The 20,784-nt window shown below is 31.5% G+C and carries 22 protein-coding genes and 1 other RNA gene; 12 read left to right on the forward strand and 11 right to left on the reverse strand.

Going from position 1 to position 20,784, the window contains the following annotated elements; translation table 11 throughout:
* Positions 1-25: 25 nt before the first annotated feature.
* Positions 26-691 carry a spermidine synthase gene (locus ABEB18_RS02170; RefSeq protein WP_348797363.1) on the forward strand — a complete coding sequence of 222 codons (666 nt, stop codon included), beginning with the start codon at positions 26-28 and terminating at the stop codon, positions 689-691.
* Between the two features lie 67 nt (positions 692-758).
* Here ABEB18_RS02170 and kdsB read toward each other — a convergent pair whose 3' ends face one another.
* The 3 genes from kdsB to ABEB18_RS02185 all read right to left on the reverse strand — a co-directional run bounded on the left by kdsB (position 759) and on the right by ABEB18_RS02185 (position 3,397).
* On the reverse strand, positions 759-1,487 hold the full coding sequence (gene kdsB / locus ABEB18_RS02175) for a 3-deoxy-manno-octulosonate cytidylyltransferase (RefSeq protein ID WP_348797365.1): 729 nt from the start codon (positions 1,485-1,487) through the stop codon (positions 759-761).
* Positions 1,488-1,595: 108 nt separating this feature from the next.
* A complete protein-coding gene (ygiD, locus tag ABEB18_RS02180; protein ID WP_348797367.1) occupies positions 1,596-2,426 on the reverse strand; it encodes a 4,5-DOPA-extradiol-dioxygenase in 831 nt (276 codons plus the stop codon).
* Positions 2,427-2,518: 92 nt separating this feature from the next.
* Positions 2,519-3,397, reverse strand: a complete 879-nt coding sequence (locus ABEB18_RS02185) for an SDR family oxidoreductase (protein ID WP_348797368.1) — start codon at positions 3,395-3,397, stop codon at positions 2,519-2,521.
* A gap of 120 nt (positions 3,398-3,517) precedes the next feature.
* On the opposite strand from ABEB18_RS02185, the gene ABEB18_RS02190 reads away from it, so the two are divergent.
* A complete protein-coding gene (locus ABEB18_RS02190; protein WP_348797369.1) occupies positions 3,518-3,883 on the forward strand; it encodes a winged helix-turn-helix transcriptional regulator in 366 nt (121 codons plus the stop codon).
* Here the strand turns inward: ABEB18_RS02190 and ABEB18_RS02195 are convergent.
* Entirely contained in the window at positions 3,880-5,304 is a 1,425-nt protein-coding gene (locus ABEB18_RS02195; RefSeq protein WP_348797371.1) for an ATP-dependent DNA helicase, read from the reverse strand. The genes ABEB18_RS02190 and ABEB18_RS02195 overlap by 4 nt on opposite strands.
* A gap of 234 nt (positions 5,305-5,538) precedes the next feature.
* On the opposite strand from ABEB18_RS02195, the gene ABEB18_RS02200 reads away from it, so the two are divergent.
* Entirely contained in the window at positions 5,539-6,351 is an 813-nt protein-coding gene (locus tag ABEB18_RS02200; protein ID WP_348797373.1) for a DUF3822 family protein, read from the forward strand.
* Positions 6,348-6,950 carry an RsmD family RNA methyltransferase gene (locus tag ABEB18_RS02205; RefSeq protein ID WP_348797375.1) on the forward strand — a complete coding sequence of 201 codons (603 nt, stop codon included), beginning with the start codon at positions 6,348-6,350 and terminating at the stop codon, positions 6,948-6,950. The genes ABEB18_RS02200 and ABEB18_RS02205 overlap by 4 nt, the downstream gene beginning before the upstream one ends.
* Before the next feature lie 99 nt (positions 6,951-7,049).
* Here the strand turns inward: ABEB18_RS02205 and ABEB18_RS02210 are convergent, their stop codons facing one another.
* Both ABEB18_RS02210 and rnpB read right to left on the reverse strand, forming a co-directional pair.
* Positions 7,050-7,922, reverse strand: coding sequence for a cupin-like domain-containing protein (locus tag ABEB18_RS02210; protein WP_348797376.1), 873 nt, complete (start codon positions 7,920-7,922; stop codon positions 7,050-7,052).
* Between the two features lie 25 nt (positions 7,923-7,947).
* An RNA gene (gene rnpB / locus ABEB18_RS02215) (RNase P RNA component class A) lies at positions 7,948-8,278 on the reverse strand.
* A gap of 119 nt (positions 8,279-8,397) precedes the next feature.
* Between rnpB and ABEB18_RS02220 the strand changes: the two genes are divergently transcribed.
* Positions 8,398-8,694: a hypothetical protein gene (locus ABEB18_RS02220; RefSeq protein WP_348797378.1), complete on the forward strand. Its 297-nt coding sequence runs from the start codon at positions 8,398-8,400 to the stop codon at positions 8,692-8,694.
* A 17-nt stretch (positions 8,695-8,711) separates the two neighbouring features.
* Here ABEB18_RS02220 and ABEB18_RS02225 read toward each other — a convergent pair whose 3' ends face one another.
* The gene (locus tag ABEB18_RS02225; RefSeq protein ID WP_348797379.1) at positions 8,712-9,341 is read right to left on the reverse strand and encodes a hypothetical protein; all 630 of its coding nucleotides are present in this window, start codon (positions 9,339-9,341) and stop codon (positions 8,712-8,714) included.
* A 161-nt stretch (positions 9,342-9,502) separates the two neighbouring features.
* Between ABEB18_RS02225 and ABEB18_RS02230 the strand changes: the two genes are divergently transcribed.
* Together ABEB18_RS02230 and ABEB18_RS02235 are read left to right on the forward strand one after the other, a co-directional pair.
* A complete protein-coding gene (locus tag ABEB18_RS02230) occupies positions 9,503-10,501 on the forward strand; it encodes a DUF2157 domain-containing protein (protein ID WP_348797380.1) in 999 nt (332 codons plus the stop codon).
* Positions 10,485-11,678, forward strand: coding sequence for a hypothetical protein (locus ABEB18_RS02235; RefSeq protein WP_348797382.1), 1,194 nt, complete (start codon positions 10,485-10,487; stop codon positions 11,676-11,678). Before ABEB18_RS02230 ends, ABEB18_RS02235 begins: the two co-directional genes overlap by 17 nt.
* Positions 11,679-11,763: 85 nt before the next feature.
* Here ABEB18_RS02235 and ytxJ read toward each other — a convergent pair whose 3' ends face one another.
* Positions 11,764-12,144 (reverse strand): bacillithiol system redox-active protein YtxJ, encoded by a 381-nt coding sequence (ytxJ, locus tag ABEB18_RS02240; protein ID WP_348797384.1) that lies wholly within the window; start codon positions 12,142-12,144, stop codon positions 11,764-11,766.
* Positions 12,145-12,295: 151 nt separating this feature from the next.
* Here ytxJ and clpB point away from each other — a divergent pair, with 151 nt between their 5' ends.
* From clpB to ABEB18_RS02260, 4 genes are all read left to right on the forward strand, one after another.
* Complete coding sequence (clpB, locus tag ABEB18_RS02245) at positions 12,296-14,899, forward strand: ATP-dependent chaperone ClpB (RefSeq protein ID WP_348797385.1); 2,604 nt, start codon at positions 12,296-12,298, stop codon at positions 14,897-14,899.
* A gap of 107 nt (positions 14,900-15,006) precedes the next feature.
* The gene (locus tag ABEB18_RS02250; protein ID WP_348797386.1) at positions 15,007-15,606 is read left to right on the forward strand and encodes a nitroreductase family protein; all 600 of its coding nucleotides are present in this window, start codon (positions 15,007-15,009) and stop codon (positions 15,604-15,606) included.
* A gap of 182 nt (positions 15,607-15,788) precedes the next feature.
* A complete protein-coding gene (locus ABEB18_RS02255; RefSeq protein WP_348797388.1) occupies positions 15,789-16,667 on the forward strand; it encodes a DUF808 domain-containing protein in 879 nt (292 codons plus the stop codon).
* 199 nt (positions 16,668-16,866) lie between these two features.
* Complete coding sequence (locus tag ABEB18_RS02260) at positions 16,867-17,103, forward strand: hypothetical protein (protein WP_348797390.1); 237 nt, start codon at positions 16,867-16,869, stop codon at positions 17,101-17,103.
* Positions 17,104-17,265: 162 nt separating this feature from the next.
* Here ABEB18_RS02260 and ABEB18_RS02265 read toward each other — a convergent pair whose 3' ends face one another.
* From ABEB18_RS02265 to ABEB18_RS02275, 3 genes are all read right to left on the reverse strand, one after another.
* Positions 17,266-18,123: an OmpA/MotB family protein gene (locus tag ABEB18_RS02265; protein WP_348797391.1), complete on the reverse strand. Its 858-nt coding sequence runs from the start codon at positions 18,121-18,123 to the stop codon at positions 17,266-17,268.
* A gap of 70 nt (positions 18,124-18,193) precedes the next feature.
* Positions 18,194-19,189 carry a glycosyltransferase family 2 protein gene (locus ABEB18_RS02270; RefSeq protein WP_348797392.1) on the reverse strand — a complete coding sequence of 332 codons (996 nt, stop codon included), beginning with the start codon at positions 19,187-19,189 and terminating at the stop codon, positions 18,194-18,196.
* 43 nt (positions 19,190-19,232) lie between these two features.
* A complete protein-coding gene (locus ABEB18_RS02275; RefSeq protein ID WP_348797393.1) occupies positions 19,233-19,682 on the reverse strand; it encodes a type I restriction enzyme HsdR N-terminal domain-containing protein in 450 nt (149 codons plus the stop codon).
* Between the two features lie 87 nt (positions 19,683-19,769).
* On the opposite strand from ABEB18_RS02275, the gene holA reads away from it, so the two are divergent.
* Positions 19,770-20,774, forward strand: a complete 1,005-nt coding sequence (gene holA / locus ABEB18_RS02280) for a DNA polymerase III subunit delta (RefSeq protein WP_348797394.1) — start codon at positions 19,770-19,772, stop codon at positions 20,772-20,774.
* Positions 20,775-20,784: the final 10 nt, after the last annotated feature.

Raw genomic sequence — 20,784 nt, forward strand, 5'->3', positions numbered from 1 at the left:
TACTTTTGATAAAAACCTATTTTTAATGTTACAGAAATTATTGAGTTATTTAATTCCAATAAAAATATTCAAAACAAAATCAACTTTAAGCAAAACAATCGAAGTTACTTGGGCAAATGGTGAATTAGTCTTAGATTCCAAAAACACAAATTATTCCTATGGAAGTTTGCAACGAATTTTAAGAAGAGGTCTAAAATATTTTGGCTTTAAAAAAATTGCCAAAATGAATCATATTTTAATTTTGGGAGTTGCGGGCGGAAGTGTAATCAAAACTTTGGTAGATGAAATAAAATTTTCTGGAAAAATTACAGGCGTAGATATTGATCCAGAAATTATAGCAATTGCTAACAAATATTTTCAACTAAACGAAATCAAAAACCTAAATATCGTTATTGATGATGCTTTTGAATTTGTACTGAAAACTAAAGATCGATATGATTTGATTATCATCGATATTTTTCAGGATACGACTATGCCTAATTTTTTGTTTGAAAAGTTTTTTATAGACCGTATTTGTTTTTTACTCAATAGTAATGGTCGCATCCTTTTTAACACCATGTGTTTAACTGCCAAAGATAATTTTAGAAATCAAAATTTCATTAAAGATTTTGATAATCCTAATTTTAAAATCCAAACCATCCCAAGAGTAGAAATACATAATGAACTCATAATCATCGAAAAATTAACTTAAAAAAAAGTTTCTAAAATTATTTTTCAATTTTAGAAACCCTTTCTATTTTTCAATAATAGAAATTATTTTATAGTAATAATTTTCTAGCTTTTTCTAAATCCTCGGCGGTATCGATTCCGATTCCTACATGAGTGGTTTCGACCATTTTAATACGTTTTCCAAATTCTAAATAGCGAAGTTGTTCTAGTTTTTCAGAAGCTTCGAGTGACTTCATAGGCAAACTGTAAAAATCCAACAAGGCTTGTTTTCTAAAAGCATAAATTCCTATGTGTTGCATATAGCGAACTCCAACGTTTTTCTCTCTAGGAAACGGAATTACAGATCGAGAAAAATACAATGCAAATTGATTTTGATCGACAACCACTTTTACATTATTCGGATTATTGATTTCATCCTCTTCTTTTATTTCACGCATCAACGAAGCCAAATCAACTTGTTTTGCTGTATCGTTTTTAAAAACTTCAATCACTTCTCGCAAAGGTTCAGCATTTATAAAAGGTTCATCTCCTTGCACATTGATTACAATATCTACATCAATATTTTCAACAGCTTCAGCAATTCTATCACTCCCCGATTCATGTTCTTTAACACTCATTATCGCTTTACCCCCATTGCTTATAATTTCATCATAAATCAAATCAGAGTCTGTAACCACAAAAACATCATCAAATAATTTAGTATTGATTGCTGCTTCATACGTCCTTAGAATGACAGCTTTTCCACCTAAATCTTGCATTAATTTTGCTGGAAATCTTGTTGATGCGTAACGTGCGGGAATGACTGCTATAATTTTCATTTTAATATTGATTGCTAAGTTTTAAAGGGCTAAGATACAAAGTTGCTACATTTATTTTGAAGAGATTTGATGTTTATTGGATTTTGTTTTTTATCATTTAATCAAAAATTAAGCAATCTTTACCGAAGTCATACTCAAAGATCCCCCAACTAATTTATCATTAAACAAACTCAACTCTTCTTGTTTTTCCTTGAGCCCTAAAGTGTAAATTAATGGCAAATAATGTTCTGGTGTAGGAATCGCCAATTGCAATGCTTTTCCTTGTTTTTCAAAGTCTATTAATGATTTAAAATCGCCATTCAACAAAAAATCATTGGTTTTTTCCCTGGCTTCGATTGCCCAATCGTACCCATAATTATCTTTATCTAAATTGTAAAAATCAACCAAACGCAAATTATGAACTATATTTCCACTACCAACAATTAAGATTCCTTTATATCGTAAAGCCCTCAATTGTGTGGCTAAATCAAAATGATACTCAGCAGATTTTGAATAATCTATACTCATTTGAATCACAGGAATATTGGCATCAGGATATAAATGCTTAATAACACTCCAGGCTCCATGATCCAGTCCCCATTCATGGTCGAGTTCAACTTCTGTTGGTAATAATAGTTCTTGTGTAGCAATGGCTAATTCTGGACTTCCTTTGGCCGGATATTGCACCTCGAACAATTCTCTAGGAAAACCACCAAAATCATGAATAGTTCTTGGCATTTGCATTGCTGTGACTTTTGTTCCCTTGGTAAACCAATGTGCAGAAATACATAAAATTGCATTAGGTTGTGGCAATGTTTTTGCTAAATTTCGAAAACCTGTAACAAATTGATTTTCTTCAATAGCATTCATTGGGCTACCATGTCCTAAAAACAGAACAGGCATTTTTTTAGTATCCGAAAATGAACTGGATATTTTGTGTATATCATTCAAATTGTTCATAGTTATTTATTTTACTTGGATATTTAATTTAAAAAACAAAAATATTGATTATTTAAATTAATGAATAATACCTATTCTATTCTCTAAAACTATTATTTAGAATATGTTTGTGTCAAAAAATCGAATAACGAAGTTGGTTTTCTTCCCAATAATTTTTCTAAATCCGAATTTTCAACTTCAAATTCTCCTTGTTCTATTGCACTTGCAAAACCAATAAACATTCCTATGTATTCACTTGGAACTCCCGCATTTTTTAGTGATTCTTCAAAATCATTTATTTCTGGACTGAAATACGAAACTTCTTTTTTAGCAATTTCACTCAGATAGGTAGCAATATTTTCCATCGTATAATTCTCAACATTACTAGTCGCATAATCTTTGTTTTCATGGCCATTTGTGATCAAAACATTTGCAGCAGCTTCGGCTAAATCTGTACGAGACACAAACGCTCCTTTGCCTTTTCCAGATGCAAAATAAATTCCTGAATCCAAAACGTGTTCACCTAAAAACATCGGTAAAGCTTCAAAATACAAATTATTTTTAAAAATTGTATAATTCAAACCACTTGCTTTAATTGCGTTATCGGTATCTATGTGAGATTTTGCTAAAAATGACAATGGAGTAGATTCATTTTCATTTTTTCGTTCAAAGCTTGTATATAAAATATGTTTCACTCCAGCTTCTTTAGCTGCCTTAACTACATTTAGTTGTTGCTCACTACGATTAGCCAAATCGGTTCCTGAAACCAATAATAGCTTATCAATACCTTTGAAAGCAACCTTTAAAGACTCGTAATTATTATAATCTCCTATTTTTAAATGTATTCCTTTTTCTTTTAAATCTAATGCTTTTGTTTCATCTCTTACTAAAGCAAAAATCGTATCTGGATTTACTCCTTTATGCAATAAAAAATTTATAGTTGATTTACCAAAATGTCCAGTTGCTCCAGTTATTAAAATTGTTGTATCCATTTTTTTAATGTCTTTTATAATTAATATTCCACAAAGTTAAGTACATTTGCTATACATAATATAGTTAAGTACTAAAATATACTGATATACTTTAGTATAGTAGCATGTAAATCAATAATTATGAAAACCACACCTAGTTTTAGAGAAGCCAAATCTTGTCCTATTCAATTTGTTTTGGCTGTAAACGACACTTTAAATGTTATTAACGGAAAATGGAAATTACCAATCATAGGGTCTCTCCTATTCGAAAAAAAAAGGTTTACTGACATTCAAAAAAACATACCTAAGATAACACCCAGAATGTTATCAAAAGAATTGAAGGATTTAGAAATGAATGGTATGATAACCCGTACCGTATATAGTACAACTCCTATTACAGTTGAATATGAATTAACCGAATCGGCAAAATCCCTAGGAGATGTTTTAGATAAAATGTTAGAATGGGGAATACAGCATAGAGAAGCTGTGCTTTCGAACTCAAATTAATCCACAAAACTATCATCCTTAAATCCTATCAAATAGAGTTTGTTTTTGGCACGAGTCATTGCAGTATATAACCAGCGAATATAATCTTTGTCGATACCATTTGGTAAATACGACTGTTCTATAAATACGGTATTCCACTGCCCTCCTTGCGATTTATGACAAGTGATTGCATAGGAAAACTTGACTTGCAAAGCATTAAAATATTCATTTTCCTTTACTTTTTGGAACTTTTTGTATTTGGCTGTTTCATTTTCATAATCTTTCATCACTTCTTGATACAATCTATTTGATTCTTCAAAAGTCAAAGAAGGCGATTCACTTTTAATAGTATCTAACAATAAAACAGTCTCAAAAGGTTTCTGATTAGGGTAATCAATCATACGGATTTTTACCTTAGCAAATCGAAAACCATATAATTCAATAATTTTAAAAATCTCCAAAACTTCAATAATATCACCATTAGCAATAAAATCAGCTTCATCTGAATCCTTCAACCAGAAATAATTATTCTTGACTACCATCAAAAAATCTCCAGTAGAAAGTTCGCTTTCCTTATCTAGGATTTTAGCACGAATTTGTTCATTGTATTGATTGGCTCTTTTGTTAGAACGAACAATGAAAGCCGTGTCCTCGATGCTATAATTACTGTAAGCCGAATTGATAGCATCCTGAATATCGTAGCCATCAACCAAACGTACAATATCTTTAAATCTCTTCAAATTAAATTGAAAATCAGTAACAAAAGAATCCTTTAATAATTCCCTGAGTTGGGTTGCGTTATGCAAAATCCCCGAACTTTCTTCCTGACGCATAACCTCGTCGAGTTCGATATGCTCCACATCTTTATTGTAATGCAAACTCAAGGTATCTATATCAAGAGCTGGACTTATATCCAAATTCACTGGAGGCAACTGAGCAGTATCTCCCAACAAAATCATTTTGCAATTGGTTCCCGAATACACATACGAAATTAAATCGTCAAGCAAAGAACCGTTAGCATACAATTTGGAATCAGAATCCGAATCTGAAATCATCGAGGCTTCATCGACAATGAAAACCGTATTTTTGTGTTTGTTTTGTTGTAAAGTAAACGACACTCCCCCACCAGAATTCTTCTTCGGGAAATATATTTTTTTATGAATGGTAAAAGCGGGTTTTTCCGAATAATTAGCAATTACTTTGGCTGCTCTACCGGTTGGTGCCAATAAAACATATTTTTTATTAATCTCCCCTAAATTGTTGACAATAGTCGAAATTACAGTTGTTTTTCCTGTACCAGCATATCCTTTTAATACAAAAATAGTTTCATTATAACTATCCGTCAGGAAAATAGCGATTTTTTGAAAAAATATATCCTGCTTAAGAGTTGGTTGATAAGGAAATTTTTTCTGTAAAAGGCTATAAAACTGCGAGGAATTCATTGGGTATATTTTGATTGCAAAGTAAGGCCTTTTCAATGGCAATTTCAAAAATCAATAGCAATTACAAAAAAATAATTTCATAAACCAATGTGAAATTTAATTTTAAAAAAATGAAAAATAATTACGATTGATATTCAACTTTGAATTTTGTCATTATCATTGCAATTGATTTTTGATATTGTAATTGCTATTGCTTTATAAATTTGTAAGTTTGTATTGTTGAAAAATAATCCCATGAACATCAATATAGCTGATAAAAAATATAAAAAACTATCCATTCAAGTTTCATTAACGGGACTTTCTTTTTGTTGTTTCGATACCTTGCACAACAGAGTTTTGTCTATAAATGAAATTCATTTTGATACTTTTCATAAATCAACAAAAATTGAGGAATTATTTTCTGATGCTTTCCGAAATTATCCAGAGTTGAACGATCGTTATGACGAAATTCAAGTGATTCACAACAATAACCTTTCAACATTTGTACCTACTGCTCTATTTGACGAAAATTTTCTGGGAAGCTATTTACAATACAACACAAAGGTTTTTGAGACCGACTTTTTTGCTTTTGATGAAATCACAAACTATCAAATGAATGCGGTTTATATTCCGTATGTAAACATCAACAATTTTTTTATTGATCAATTTGGTTCATTTGATTACAAACACGCTAACACCATTTTGGTTTCGAAACTTTTGGATGCTTCCAAAAATAACGACACTAAGAAAATGATTGTTCATTTTAATCCAGGACATTTTGAAATCATAGTCATTCAAAACCAAAAATTGCTTTTATTCAATTCATTCGATTACAAAACGCCAGAAGATTTTATATACTATTTGCTTTTTACTGCTGAACAACTCAATATGAATCCCGAAAGTTTCAAACTAGAACTATTAGGGTCTATTTCTGAAGAAGACGCATTTTATAAAATTGCCTATACTTATATTCGCAACATATCCTTTTTTGATGTAACAGAATTACAAAAAAGCAATTCATTTACTACGGCACAAAACCAACAACATTTTATACTTTTTAACTCATGAGAATCATATCTGGAAAATACAAAGGAAGACGTATTTCGCCTCCAAAAGGACTACCGGTGCGACCTACAACAGACATGAGCAAAGAAGCCTTGTTTAATGTTTTGAATAACAATTTCAATTTCGAAGATCTAAAAGTATTAGATTTATTTGCCGGAACTGGAAATATAAGTTACGAATTTGCTTCTCGCGGATGTTCACCAATCACTTCAGTTGATGCTGATTTTGGATGTGTGAAATTCATCAAACAAACTGCTGCTGAATTTGATTTTGATATAGCAGCAACCAAAAGCGAGGTTTTTTCTTTTTTAGACAAATGCAAAACGAGCTATGATATTATTTTTGCCGATCCTCCTTATGGATTAGACCAAAAAACATTCGAAAGAATAATTTTGACAGTCTTTGAAAAAGGCTTACTTGATGAAGAAGGCATGATGATTATTGAGCATTCTAAATACACCAAACTAGATCATTTAAGTAATTTTTCATTCCAAAAAAGTTACGGCGGTTCTTATTTCAGCTTTTTCGAATTAGAATCGACTGATGATGATGAAGAATTAGGTGATGAAGCAATTGGAAAAATAGACAATCCAGAAGAATAATTAAATCGGTGAAAAAAAAGCAGAATGAAGAATTTAAAATCTCATTCTACTTTTTTTTAACTCAACAGTATAGCTTTAATTTTTGTTTTCAAACTCATACTATATCATTTCCTTCATCTTTTTATGAGTATCAATTATAGCTCTTTCATTTTTATAATCAATCCAATCCTGTCCTTTCCATTTGCGCATCATAACATCGTAATGTCTCATAACAAACACATTAAAAAAAGCTTTTCCTAAATTATTGATCTTTCTAGGAAATGCTCGTAGGCTCATAGAAAATCCTGGAGTTTCATATTTCATATAATGCCAATACCCTTCGGGCATGTATAACATTTCGCCGTGATTTAAATTACAAATCATTCCTTTGGCGTTTTTTAAAGCAGGCCATTTTTCGAAATCAGGATTATCAAAATCTATATCTTCTCTAGAAATTAACGAATGAGGAACTTTATACAAATAAGGTGTTTCGGATGGCGGGAACAAAACACATTGTTTTTTCCCATGAAAATGAAAATGCAAAATATTAGAATAATCAATATCAAAATGCATAAAAACCTTTGAGTTTTCGCCGCCAAAAAAAAGCATCGGCAATTGTTTGACTAATCGAAGCCCAATTTTAGGCCATTTGAAATCATTTTGAAGCACAGCCACTTCGTTCATCAAATTGTATAAAAAAATACGATAATTTGTGGGTTTCTTTTGCAGCAAATCGATGTAATCACTCATTTTCATTTTAGCATGAGCTTCATTAAAACCATCTTTATGCGAAACAGGTCTGTCATCGTAGAGAGGCACAACCTTATCACCTGCTACTTGTTTGATGTACTCTAAATTCCATTTTTCATAAGCAGGCCAATCTGTTGTAAGTTTCTCAATAACGACTGGTTTTTGCCTTTTTACATAATTGTTGTAAAAATCTTGCTTGGTAATGGTTTCAACACGGGGGATCTCAACTAAATTCAATTTCATTTTTTTGACAGAATAAATTTGAAAATAAAAAAGCAGACCTATAAGCCGGATTCTGTCTCCGATAAATCGGAGCCTTATCATTTATCTAGATCTTGAATTACTCCAAGACTCAAGCTATCTACCCTTCAGCAACGGACGAGAAACCCTTAAATACTGATATACTTGATATTTCACCGCATAGAGTTTACCTGGTTTCACTACAGCATTACCTGTACATACTTTCTGTTGCACTTGTCCTAATCCCAATCCTAATAACTATCAGGCTGGAACCGACGGGTGTTACCCGCTATGCTTCTCTATGGTGTCCGGACTTTCCTCTCTCCGCCGTAGCGAACAGCGATAAGGCGGTCTGCAGAGCAAATCTACAATTTTAATCATTACTTAACAAGAGATGTTATTTTCTTTAACACTCATTTCGTAAACGATTAAAAATAAAATAATTACCTTTATAAAATTCATAAAAAACCTAAAGATTATGAAACCAACTTATCACTACACCACAGTTTTAGAAGCTTTAACAGATTTGAAAAAAAATGGTTTTAGTCATGATTTCAATCAGCACCACGAATTAATAATTACAAATCCCGAAAACTACAGCATCGTTCATATATATCGATACGAAGGTGATTCTGACCCAGACGAAGAAGCAATCGTTTACGGAATTAAATCAATCTCTGGTGATAATGGCGTTTTTGTTTCAGGATTTTCAGCCAATTCTAGCTCTAAAGCAGCTGTGTTTTTAGAAAATTTATCCCTAAAAAACCACGATTAAATTGGTTGTCCAAAAAATTAATTCATACTTGGTGGATCAGGAATCTTTACTTTGATTTTATTTTTTTTAGCCATCAACAAATACGTTGTAATACCGCAAAGCACTACCAACAAGGCTATTTCAAGCTCTCCAATACTGATATTCCCATAATATATCGCATTTGAATAATCCAATTTTGATTTTGCTTCCGAGATCTGAAGTTGTGATAATTTTTTTAAAATTTGTAAAGCATCATTACAACTTTTTACAATTTGACTCCAATTATTAGATTTATTAAAACCCTCAACCCTTTTGCAAGTCAACATAAACGAATCAAAATAAAGTTTCTCTTTTGAAGTTAAAACCGTCTTCAAATACAACTCGTTCAAATTCTCAATAGTCGTTAACGCAATTAAAATTTCGTCGTGTTTTTGATTATTGGTTGCTTGTGACTGAATGGCATTCACTTTTATAGAATGAAGTTCATTGGCATATTGAAAAATATATTGCTCAACTACCAATCGATCATTATATATAGCATTGATATTTTCATTTGTTTTTTTGGAATTATTAAGCGTATTGAAATTATTCAATAAAATAATAACCATTACTATCACAAGCACAAATGCAGCTTTTGTTTTATTGGAATATTTTTTTAAATCTTTCATTTTGCAAAATTTACAACTTGCAATTTACAGTATTGTTTTGGCTAAAACAATGTGATTATCATTTTTCTAATTAGATTTTTCAAAATTTCGCAAGCAAAAGATGAAATAACAATTTAGTACTAAAAATTGTATATATTTGAAAAATATCTAACCTGCAAATCATGGTAAATTTTGACGAAAAAGCAACTCAAACGCTTTTTGAAAAAAATCACATTACAAAAGAACAATATGAAACTGTTCGTACATATCGAAGTCTGAATCTGTTTTCGGTACATAACGAATTAAAATTTTTATTGTACTTATCAATAGTAATGTTTACAACTGGTGTCGGAATTTTAATTTATCAAAACATCGATACAATTGGACATACCATACTGTTGGGATTGTTATTCCTTATGATTGTTAGTTGTTTCTATTTTAGTTTTAAAAAACACAAAGGCTTCAACAAAGAATTGGTTTCATTTGAAAATCCTTTACACGATAATTTGGTAATTACAGCCGTTATATTAAGTTGCACATTTGTAGCTTATTTGCAATTTCAATATCAAACTTTCGGAACTCATTATGGTTTAGCTACATTAATCCCTACTCTAATTAGTCTTTTTTGTGCTTATTATTTTGATAACAAAAGTGTTTTATCAATTGGAATAACCGGAATGGCTGGTTATTTAGGGCTTTCGGTAGATCCAAAACATTATTTTGAAAACGAAATATTCTACAACACTACTTTAAGCTACATTGGTCTAGGTTTTGGTGTAGCATTATTAATATGGTCTTTATATAGCAACAAAATCAACTTAAAGAAACATTTCAATTTAGTTTTTCTCATGTTTTCAGTACACTTGATAGGAATGGCTTGTTTAGTTAATCTATGCGAATATTATTGGTTTCCTTTTGGTTTGATTCTAGCAGCTGCAACCTATTATTTTTATAATTTAAGTTTTCAAACACGTTCCGTTTTCTTATTCATTTTTACAATTTTGTATGGCTATATCGGAATGAATATATTTTCGGTCAGGCTGTTAACTTTCATCGGAATTTTTGATTTTTTCGAACTATTAATCTTTGTGACACCATTTTACTTTATTTTTTCCATATTGGGATTTATAAAATTGACTAAAAATTTCAACCAAAAAATTAACGATGATAGCATACGATAAAACGCTTTTAGATAATACCTATATATACAAAACCGCACATAAATTAAAAAAATCTGGATTTATTAGTTTAGAACAATACAAACTTTTGGACTACCAATTACCAAAACTAAAAACGCAAGACAATATCTTTTTCCGAATTGGTTTTTTTATACTTGGCACTATATTATATACTTCTATCAATAGCTTTTTGTCTTTTTTTGGAGTTGTTATTCTGGAAGAAATAGGATTAGACTACAATCAATACATTCACTTTCTTTTTCTATTAGCCCTAATTGGATTTGCAATCAAGGAAATAATGGCTTCAAAAATGGGTTATTTTGGCTTTGGTGTAGATGATGCATTTATTCTGGGAGCTATTGGACTTCTTCTAACCAATATTGGAATCTCATTCGAACACAATAATGAAACTAATTATTTGCTAATTTTCATAGTAATGGCAATCGTTTCAACAATAACATACCTGCGTTATCTCAACTTGATACTGGCATTACTAGCATGCATTGGCCTTACGGCAAGTATAGCATTTTTCGTATTTGAAAATCTTATAATTGGGCAATCCATTCTGCCATTTGTACTGATGCTATTTGCTTTTGTGAGCTATTTTCTTTGCAGTAAAAAATTAGAAAATTTAAATTTACCTTATTATTTCAGGGGATTAAAACTTGCCAAAGGTTACTTTCTAATCCTCTCGTATCTTGCAGGAAATTATTATGTAGTAAGAGAATTGAATGCTTCTCTTTCGGGAGAAGTTGAAAGCAAAGAAATTCCGTTTTCATTACTATTTTGGGGATTTACTTTTATTATTCCTGTACTTTATTTAGTCTTTTCTGTAAAAAACAAAGATAGGATGATGCTTTGGATTGGTTTTCTTTGTCTTTCTTTTTCATTTTTCAGTTTCAGAAACTACTATCATGTATTACCAGCTGAATTTGCCCTAACCCTTGGAGGATTAGCACTTTTTGCATTTACGTATGTGGCTATCAAAAAAACCAAACACAACGAAACTGGCATTACTTTTAAAGCCGATAAACTTACTGACCCCAATGCTTTTGCTAACCTACAAGTTCTGGTAACAGCAACTCAATTTGGATTAAAACCTGAAGTACCTGTAGAAGATTCTCCAATAAAATTTGGTGGTGGAGGTTTTAGCGGTGGGGGTTCGTCAGGAGATTTTTAATCTATTAAAACTTATCACAAATTCGCAGATCATTAGTAAAAACAAACTAAAATCTGCGAATTTGATTACTATAAATAAAAGCGTATTAAATCTTACTCATCAATACTGCAGCATTAATGTCACTATGAGAAGCATCATAAACTGATTTCCCGTCTTTAATCAATATTATTTGAGGTGACTGATGCTGAACCTTAAAACGTGTTGCGATTTCATTTGAAATATCTCTATGTTCTAATAAATCTAGAAAATAAGTATCTACCCCAAAATCAAATTCTCTTTCGAACTGCTTTAATGCAAAACGACTTATACTACAACGTGTACTGTGTTTAAAAATCACAACAGGTTTTTGATTAGAATATGCTACAATTTCATCCAATTGTCCCAAATAAGATAATGGTAACCAATTAGTAGTTTCGTTTGTTTTATTGGAATTAGAATTTCCAAAAATAGTACTAAATATACTCATTTTGTCTGTTTTTATGTCAATTTGTCATTTATCTTTTTGAAAATTAAAAAAATAACGCCAAAAAGTCTGTATTTTTATAATGGAATACGATTTGTTATTCTCATGCAAAGTTAGTTATTAAACCATTTAAAAAAACATAAAACCTTTAATCATGAACATAAATAAATTTACAATTAAATCCCAGGAAGCCATTCAGCTTTCTCAGCAATTGGTTCAGAGTTTGGGGCAACAACAAATAGAAAACGAGCATATTTTCAAAGCAATACTTGAAATTGACGAAAATGTAGCTCCATTTATCCTAAAAAAACTCAATGTCAATATACCTTTATTTCGCCAAATTCTAGACGCAACAATTCAAAGCTTCCCTAAAGTAACTGGAGGCGATATTCAACTTTCCAGAACGGCAAATACAGCTTTGAACGAAGCCGAAATTATTGCCAAAAAAATGAACGATGAATACGTCTCTATCGAACATTTAATATTAGCAATATTTGACTCCAAAAGCAAAGTTGCACAAATATTAAAAGATCAAGGTGTAACAGGAAAAGGACTTAAAGCCGCAATCGAAGAGTTACGCAAAGGTGAGCGAGTTACCTCTGCATCTGCCGAAGAAACTTATAATTCATTAAATAAATATGCTAAAAATTTAAACGAATTAGCTCGAACCGGAAAATTAGATCCTGTTATCGGACGTGATGACGAAATTAGAAGAGTTTTACAAATTCTAACTCGTAGAACCAAAAACAACCCGATGTTGGTGGGTGAACCTGGTGTTGGTAAAACCGCCATCGCCGAAGGTTTAGCACACCGAATCGTAGATGGCGACGTTCCCGAAAACCTAAAAGATAAAATCGTTTTTTCATTAGATATGGGAGCCTTGATTGCAGGTGCCAAATACAAAGGAGAATTTGAAGAACGTCTAAAAGCAGTTGTTAAAGAAGTTACTACCGCCGATGGAGACATTGTACTTTTTATTGATGAAATTCACACACTCGTTGGTGCTGGTGGTGGAGAGGGCGCAATGGATGCTGCTAATATCCTAAAACCTGCATTGGCTCGTGGTGAATTGCGTGCCATTGGTGCTACCACATTAGATGAATATCAAAAATATTTTGAAAAAGACAAAGCCTTAGAGCGTCGTTTCCAAAAAGTACTAATTGACGAACCAGACACCGAAAGTGCGATTTCTATTCTTCGTGGAATTAAGGAAAAATATGAAACACATCATAAAGTGCAAATCAAAGATGACGCCATTATTGCTTCGGTAGAATTATCGCAACGCTATATCACGAATCGCTTTCTTCCAGATAAAGCTATCGATTTGATGGATGAAGCCGCTTCAAAAATCCGTATGGAAATCAATTCAAAACCTGAAGAATTAGATGTTTTGGATCGAAAAATCATGCAATTAGAAATTGAGATAGAAGCCATCAAACGTGAAAAAGACGAAAGTAAGATTAAAATTCTAGGAATGGATTTGGCTAATTTGAAAGAAGAGCGAAATGATATTTTTAGCAAATGGAAATCGGAAAAAGATGTAGTTGATAACATTCAAGCGGTTAAAATCGAGATTGAGAACCTCAAACACGAAGCCGAACGTGCCGAGCGTGAAGGTGATTATGGTAAAGTGGCTGAAATCCGTTACGGAAAAACAAAAGAAGCTCAAGAACGATTAGACGCATTCCAAAAACAATTGGCCGAAAATCAATCTAAAAGCTCTTTGATAAAAGAAGAAGTTACTCGTGAAGATATTGCCGAAGTAGTTGCAAAATGGACTGGAATTCCTGTTACCAAAATGCTACAAGGTGAAAGAGAAAAACTCTTGCATCTTGAAGAAGAATTGCACCGAAGAGTCGTTGGTCAAGAAGAGGCAATTGAAGCCGTGAGTGATGCGGTTCGCAGAAGTCGTGCCGGATTACAAGACATGCGAAAACCAGTTGGTTCATTCCTATTTTTAGGAACTACAGGTGTAGGTAAAACCGAATTGGCAAAAGCATTAGCCGAATACCTATTTGATGACGAAAATGCTATGACTCGAATCGACATGAGTGAATACCAAGAACGCCACAGCGTAAGCAGATTGGTTGGTGCACCTCCTGGTTATGTGGGTTATGACGAAAGCGGTCAATTGACCGAAGCTGTACGTAGAAAGCCGTATTCTGTTATTCTGTTAGACGAAATTGAAAAAGCACATCCCGATACGTTCAATATTTTATTACAAGTATTAGACGAAGGACGTTTAACAGACAACAAAGGACGTTTGGCTGATTTCAAAAACACCATTATCATCATGACCTCAAATATGGGAAGTCATATTATTCAGGAGAAATTCGAGAATCTTAAAGGCGGAATTGAAGCTGCTACTGAAGCAGCTAAAGTTGAAGTTTTAGGATTATTAAAACAAACTGTTAGACCTGAATTCATCAATCGTATTGACGAAATTGTAATGTTTACGCCATTAACAAACGCTAATATTGAACAAATTGTAGGCTTACAATTGAAATCGGTTACTAAGATGCTTGGTCAACAAGGTATTACAATGGATGCAACTCCAGAAGCCATAACATATTTATCTGATAAAGGCTATGATCCTCAATTTGGAGCTAGACCTGTAAAAAGAGTTATCCAAAGAGAAGTTCTAAATAAACTTTCTAAAGAAATTCTAGCTGGAAATATCAAAACAGATAGTATAATTTTATTGGATTCATTTGATGGAGAATTGGTATTCAGAAACCAAACGGAGAGTACTAATTAATTTCAATTCAAAATCACACAAAAACACCAGTCAAACGACTGGTGTTTTTTTTTACCTAAATTATTAACTTAACTTTGAATTTTCGAATCAATCTTAAAAATAAAAAAATGAATATTCTTGAATTAATACAAAACCGATATACCGCAAAACAATACGACCCCAATAAGGGAATTCCTCAGGAAAAAATAGACCAACTCAAAGAAATTTTGCGCCTCACTCCTTCTTCAATCAATATCCAACCTTGGAAATTTACGTTTGTACAAAATCCTAAAATCAAAACACAATTAGCTTCGGTTTCTATGCACAATGAAGAAAAAGTAAATCAAGCACCATTGTTAATTGTATTTAGCGTTGCTGATGATTTAGATGCTTTTCAAGAAGTAGTCAATACCGAATTACCACAAGCCCGTAGAGATTGGTTCAATAAAATTAGAGCGAGTATGCCCGAATCAGATTTAAAAACATGGCTATCAAAACAACTTTACATAGCCTTAGGAGTAGGCTTAACAGCTTGTGCAGCATTAGAATTAGATTCAACTCCAATGGAAGGCATAGAAACTGACAAATACAAATCGATTCTAAACCTTTCCGCTTACCAACCCTTATTTGCAATAGCTGTTGGTTATGGTTCTAAAGACGATTTTAACCGAATTGAAGCAACGCCAAAATCAAGAAGATTACTTGAAAATATCATCGAAACCATTTGAGACCAACAACTTACAAAAACAAGAAAAATAATTTTGAGTTCCAGAGCAAAATAAATGACTTTTTGAGGTTTTGAGCTTCATATAATCAATTCAAAAAGCGTAGATTAGCAATCATAACATTAACTAACAAACTCACAAAATATTGAATAACATCAATACAATAGAGTTCTAAAACAATTATAATGGCATCAGGTTTCTTCGTACTATTAGACGATATCGCAGCATTAATGGATGATGTGGCAGTAATGAGTAAAGTGGCAGCAAAAAAAACTGCAGGAATTTTAGGGGACGATTTGGCTGTAAATGCCGAAAAAGCTTCAGGCTTCGCCTCTTCTAGAGAACTTCCTGTATTATGGGCTATTGGCAAAGGGTCACTAATCAATAAAATAATTATCTTGCCAATTGCCTTTTTATTAAGTGCGTTTTCGCCTTTGGCTGTCAAAATAATTTTGGTACTTGGAGGACTATTTTTAGCTTATGAAGGAGCTGAAAAAATATTCGAGTATTTTTTTCCTCACGAACATTCCGAAACCAAAACCGATTTTAAAGAATATACTGAAGAAGAAATACTAGCTCTTGAAAAAGACAAAATAAAATCTGCAATCATAACCGATTTTATATTATCTGTAGAAATTGTAATTATAGCACTAGGTACTGTAATAGGAAAACCTCTTTCATCACAAATAGCTGTAGTATCTATAATTGCTTTATTGGCAACTATAGGAGTTTACGGAATTGTTGCTATTATTGTCAGAATGGACGAAGCTGGTTACAAATTAATTAAGTATAGCAAAAAAGAAAATAGTCTTTTGAAAACAATTGGAACTTTATTGGTACAAGCACTTCCAAAAGTTATTAAAAGTTTAGCCGTTATTGGTACTATTGCTTTATTACTTGTTGCTGGGGGGATATTTGTACATAATATCGATTTTTTACATCATTTGTTCCCACAAATTCCATCATTTATCAAAGACTTTATTATCGGGCTTATAATTGGATCTATTGTTTTAGTAGTTGTCACTATTTTCAAAAAAGTTTTTAGAAAAAATAACACTCATTAACATTAAAAAAAACAGAAAATCATAGATAAAAAAGAAAATATAAAATGATTTAAATTTCTTACGTAAAAATATTTTTTATATGTTTTGCCGATTTAATGGTATATTTTAACTATATTTAACAGAACTCAATTAGAGTAAAAAATAATTACAATTGACTTTTAAAGTTTAAACCTAATATTAACAAGAAAATAAATTATCTATGAAAAATAAAAAAACATCTCTAGTAAACATCTTTATTGATTTTTTTGCTTCTCTGTATGATTTTGTTATTGTTTTCTTTGCATCGCTTTATGATGCTGTTTATGATTTTATTATCTTTTTAGGAGAATACATAAAATGGTTTTTTACTTTCGAAGCCAAAAGCCAGAATGACTTTACTATTGCCGCAAAAGAAACTGTAAAAATCAACAATCAAAACCCTTTCAACTTACATTAATAATAGTATTTCACTAATTAAGAAGTTGAAATACAAAGTGGCCACTAACAAAAAGGACTTTTAGAATCAATTAAGAATTGTAATCAAATCTAAATTTCAGAATACAGCATAAAAAAAGCGCTTCGATAACCGAAGCGCTTTTTTGTACAGGTTCAAATCTGATTATTTTTGAACTGGTGCTGAAGTAGTTGATCCAGGTTTTTTCATTTCTTTTTCAACCATATCGTAGAATTGATCGATTTTTGGCATTACATAGATACGTGTTCTTCTGTTTTTAGCCTTATTTTCTGGCGTGTCATTTGCAACCAAAGGCACATAAGAACTTCTACCTGCTGCGATTAATTGTGCTGGATTTACACCTAAATCTTTAGATAAAATACGGATAATAGATGTAGAACGTTTTACACTCAAATCCCAGTTATCAACTAAACAAGAATTTCCTTTTAATAAATCTGTATCGGTATGCCCTTCAACCATACATTCAAAATCAGGTTTGTCATTTACAACTTTAGCAACTTTAGCCAAAACTCCTTTAGCTTTATCGCTTACCTCATAGCTACCGCTTTTGAATAACATTTTATCAGAAATAGAGATAAAAACAACACCTTTATCAACGTTGATTTCGATGTCTTGATCATCCATTCCTACAACAGATTTCAAACTTGTAACCACAGCAAGAGTAACACTGTCTTTTTTAGTCAGAGCGTCTTGCATTCTACTAATTTTCAAATCTTTTTCTTTAATAGACTCTAAAGCTTTTTCAATATTTTCTGCTCCTTTTGTAGAAAGTATTGTCATATCTTTTGAAGTAGAAATCAAGTGTTGATTTGTTTCTTTCAATCCATCTACAGTAGCTTTAAGACCAGCTTTTTCTTCTAAGCAAGAATTTAATTTTACTGTACAAGTATTTAATAAATCTTGTGTTTCTTTATTTTTAGCTTCTAGTGCCGCATATTGTTTTTTCGATACACATGAAGTAAGAAGCGCTAAAGCCGCTAGAGTTACCATTATTTTTTTCATAGATTGTAATTTAAATTAAACGTGTTTTACAAAGTTAGTTTTTAAAGTTAATTTTAACTGTTAATAATTGTTAAATGTAGTTACCAAAAACTGTGCCACTTTTAACATAATAACCATAAACGATGCTTTTGGTTTTAAAGTATGTTTTTACCTGATTTTTTTCTCTTTTTTTATAATTTTTAAAAAATAATCGATAAAAAGAAAAATGTGCTCGTACAATAACCCAACAATGAGCAAATTGACTTGAGAACACAAATTTCAATCCGGCGATACCATCCAAAACTAAACGTATAAAAATAACGGAGAAAAGTTTATTTTGTGGTAAATTTTTGGTTAACATTAATAAAGAATTTCGAAAATTTAAAAATGTTTTTTGTGGATTAGATTGTTGCAATGTTGCTCCCCCAACATGATAAACGACTGAATTAGAATTGTATTTTATTTTATACCCTCTATTAAGAACTCTCCAACACAAATCAATCTCTTCCTGATGAGCAAAAAAATCTTCGTCAAAACCTTTCAATTCTTTATATACTTTACTTCTTATAAAAAAACAAGCTCCAGAAGCCCAAAAAATTTCGGTACGATCATTATATTGACCGTTATCTTTTTCTAAAGTATCAAAAATACGTCCTCTACAAAATGGATACCCATATTTATCAATAAAACCGCCAGCTGCTCCTGCATATTCAAAATATTCTTTTTTCTTAAAATCTAAAATCTTGGGCTGAATTATAGCAGTATCAGGCTCATTATCAAAAGTAGCAATAATTGGACTTAACCAATTTTCAGTAACTTCGATGTCCGAGTTTACAAGTGCATAAATATCTGCATCAATATATTGCAAGGCTTCATTATAGCCCCCAGCAAAACCACTGTTAGTATCATTTTGCACAATTTTTATAGTCGGATAATTTTCTTTCACAAACGAAATTGAGTCGTCTGTTGAAGCATTATCCGCTATATAAACAGTTGCTTCTGGTGAAAATTGAACTACAGAAGGCAAAAACTGCTCTAACAATTTCTCACCATTCCAATTTAATATTACTACAGCTATTTTTTTCAAGGAAAATTATTTAAAAATTCAAAATCAACTTATTTAGGACTTTCTACTCGTTAGAATAATCAGGCAACTCACGTAAAAAATCATATCTTTCGTTTTCAAAATCCATTTGGCAAAAATAATGATTTAGCCCATTGGTAACCATCAAATATTGAGCTTTGAGGGTCATATTGTATTGTGCAATTTGATCAAAAGTTGCTTGTGATATTTTAACCTCAGGCGCTTTACATTCAATCAAAATAAATATAGAACCATCTGAATTAAAAACCACAATATCGTAACGTTTTCTCAATCCGTTGACATGAAGAACTTTTTCAACATTAATTAATGATTTAGGATATTTTTTTTCCTCTAATAAAAATTGCACTACATGTTGGCGAACCCATTCTTCTGGGGTAAGGATGATGAATTTTTTACGAATAGTATCAAAAATAGATATTTTATTTTCGCTATTTTTGAAACGGAAAGTATAAGGAGAAAAGTTAAGTTTTTGCATTATGCGAAAATAGATAATTTAGTTTGAAGTTTAAAGCTTCAAGTTTCCTGCTTAGAACTTTAATTTTTTAAATCGGAATCATAAAAAATGGACGAAGTAATAAAAATTGTAAATGATATTAAAGGAGGAAACATCAAACCTATTTATTTTTTGATGGGCGAAGAACCTTATTACATTGATAAACTTTCCGAATATATTGAAGCCAATGTTTTATCTGAAGAAGAAAAAGGTTTCAATCAAACTGTTTTATACGGAAGAGATATAACTATCGAAGATGTTGTTTCAACAGCCAAACGTTATCCTATGATGGCAGATCGACAAGTTGTAATTATAAAAGAAGCTCAAGAACTCTCCAGAACTATAGACAAGATTGAAAATTATGCAGAAAACCCAATGCCAACAACTGTTTTGGTTTTTTGCTACAAATATAAAACACTTGATAAACGAAAAAAAACAACCAAACTCTTAGCTAAAAACGGAATTGTTTTTGAAAGTAAAAAATTATACGAAAATCAAGTTGGTGATTGGATCAAACGAGTATTATCGGGAAAGAAATATGCTATTGAGCCCAAAGCTTCGGCAATGCTGGTTGAATTTCTAGGAACTGATTTAAGCAAAATCAATAACGAATTAGAAAAACTGCAAATCATTTTACCAACAGGCAGTACAATTTCAGCCAAAGATATTGAAGAAAATATTGGTTTTAGTAAAGATTATAATGTATTCGAATTGCGAAAAGCAATAGGAGAACGCGATCAGCTAAAAGCTTATAAAATAGCAGAAAACTTTGCCCATAATCCAAAAGATAATCCATTGGTTATGACTACAGGTTTGGTTTTTGGTTTTTTTGTGCAACTCCTGAAATATCACGGACTAAAAGACAAAAATCCCAAAAACGCAGCTGCAGTATTAGGTGTAAATCCTTACTTTATGAAAGATTATGATGTGGCTATCAAAAATTATCCGATGCGAAAAGTAAGTCAAATTGTTAGCGCATTAAGAGACACCGATATAAAAAGCAAAGGAGTTGGCGCAAATAATTTGTCTCAGGCTGATTTGTTACGCGAAATGCTCTATAAAATTTTTAACTAAAATATTTTTA

The organism is Flavobacterium adhaerens (assembly GCF_040045115.1).
In the GTDB taxonomy this organism is placed as follows: domain Bacteria; phylum Bacteroidota; class Bacteroidia; order Flavobacteriales; family Flavobacteriaceae; genus Flavobacterium; species Flavobacterium adhaerens.

Coding starts and splice junctions, on each gene's coding strand:
- ABEB18_RS02235 (WP_348797382.1), top strand. CDS start 10,485: ATGATAGCATACGATAAAACGCTTTTAGATAATACCTATATATACAAA.
- ABEB18_RS02195 (WP_348797371.1), bottom strand. CDS start 5,304: ATGAATTCCTCGCAGTTTTATAGCCTTTTACAGAAAAAATTTCCTTAT.
- ABEB18_RS02220 (WP_348797378.1), top strand. CDS start 8,398: ATGAAACCAACTTATCACTACACCACAGTTTTAGAAGCTTTAACAGAT.
- holA (WP_348797394.1), top strand. CDS start 19,770: ATGGACGAAGTAATAAAAATTGTAAATGATATTAAAGGAGGAAACATC.
- ABEB18_RS02255 (WP_348797388.1), top strand. CDS start 15,789: ATGGCATCAGGTTTCTTCGTACTATTAGACGATATCGCAGCATTAATG.
- ytxJ (WP_348797384.1), bottom strand. CDS start 12,144: ATGAGTATATTTAGTACTATTTTTGGAAATTCTAATTCCAATAAAACA.
- ABEB18_RS02190 (WP_348797369.1), top strand. CDS start 3,518: ATGAAAACCACACCTAGTTTTAGAGAAGCCAAATCTTGTCCTATTCAA.
- ABEB18_RS02200 (WP_348797373.1), top strand. CDS start 5,539: ATGAACATCAATATAGCTGATAAAAAATATAAAAAACTATCCATTCAA.
- ABEB18_RS02275 (WP_348797393.1), bottom strand. CDS start 19,682: ATGCAAAAACTTAACTTTTCTCCTTATACTTTCCGTTTCAAAAATAGC.
- ABEB18_RS02170 (WP_348797363.1), top strand. CDS start 26: ATGTTACAGAAATTATTGAGTTATTTAATTCCAATAAAAATATTCAAA.
- ABEB18_RS02205 (WP_348797375.1), top strand. CDS start 6,348: ATGAGAATCATATCTGGAAAATACAAAGGAAGACGTATTTCGCCTCCA.
- clpB (WP_348797385.1), top strand. CDS start 12,296: ATGAACATAAATAAATTTACAATTAAATCCCAGGAAGCCATTCAGCTT.
- ABEB18_RS02230 (WP_348797380.1), top strand. CDS start 9,503: ATGGTAAATTTTGACGAAAAAGCAACTCAAACGCTTTTTGAAAAAAAT.
- ABEB18_RS02260 (WP_348797390.1), top strand. CDS start 16,867: ATGAAAAATAAAAAAACATCTCTAGTAAACATCTTTATTGATTTTTTT.
- ABEB18_RS02225 (WP_348797379.1), bottom strand. CDS start 9,341: ATGAAAGATTTAAAAAAATATTCCAATAAAACAAAAGCTGCATTTGTG.
- ABEB18_RS02210 (WP_348797376.1), bottom strand. CDS start 7,922: ATGAAATTGAATTTAGTTGAGATCCCCCGTGTTGAAACCATTACCAAG.
- ygiD (WP_348797367.1), bottom strand. CDS start 2,426: ATGAACAATTTGAATGATATACACAAAATATCCAGTTCATTTTCGGAT.
- ABEB18_RS02265 (WP_348797391.1), bottom strand. CDS start 18,123: ATGAAAAAAATAATGGTAACTCTAGCGGCTTTAGCGCTTCTTACTTCA.
- ABEB18_RS02250 (WP_348797386.1), top strand. CDS start 15,007: ATGAATATTCTTGAATTAATACAAAACCGATATACCGCAAAACAATAC.
- kdsB (WP_348797365.1), bottom strand. CDS start 1,487: ATGAAAATTATAGCAGTCATTCCCGCACGTTACGCATCAACAAGATTT.
- ABEB18_RS02185 (WP_348797368.1), bottom strand. CDS start 3,397: ATGGATACAACAATTTTAATAACTGGAGCAACTGGACATTTTGGTAAA.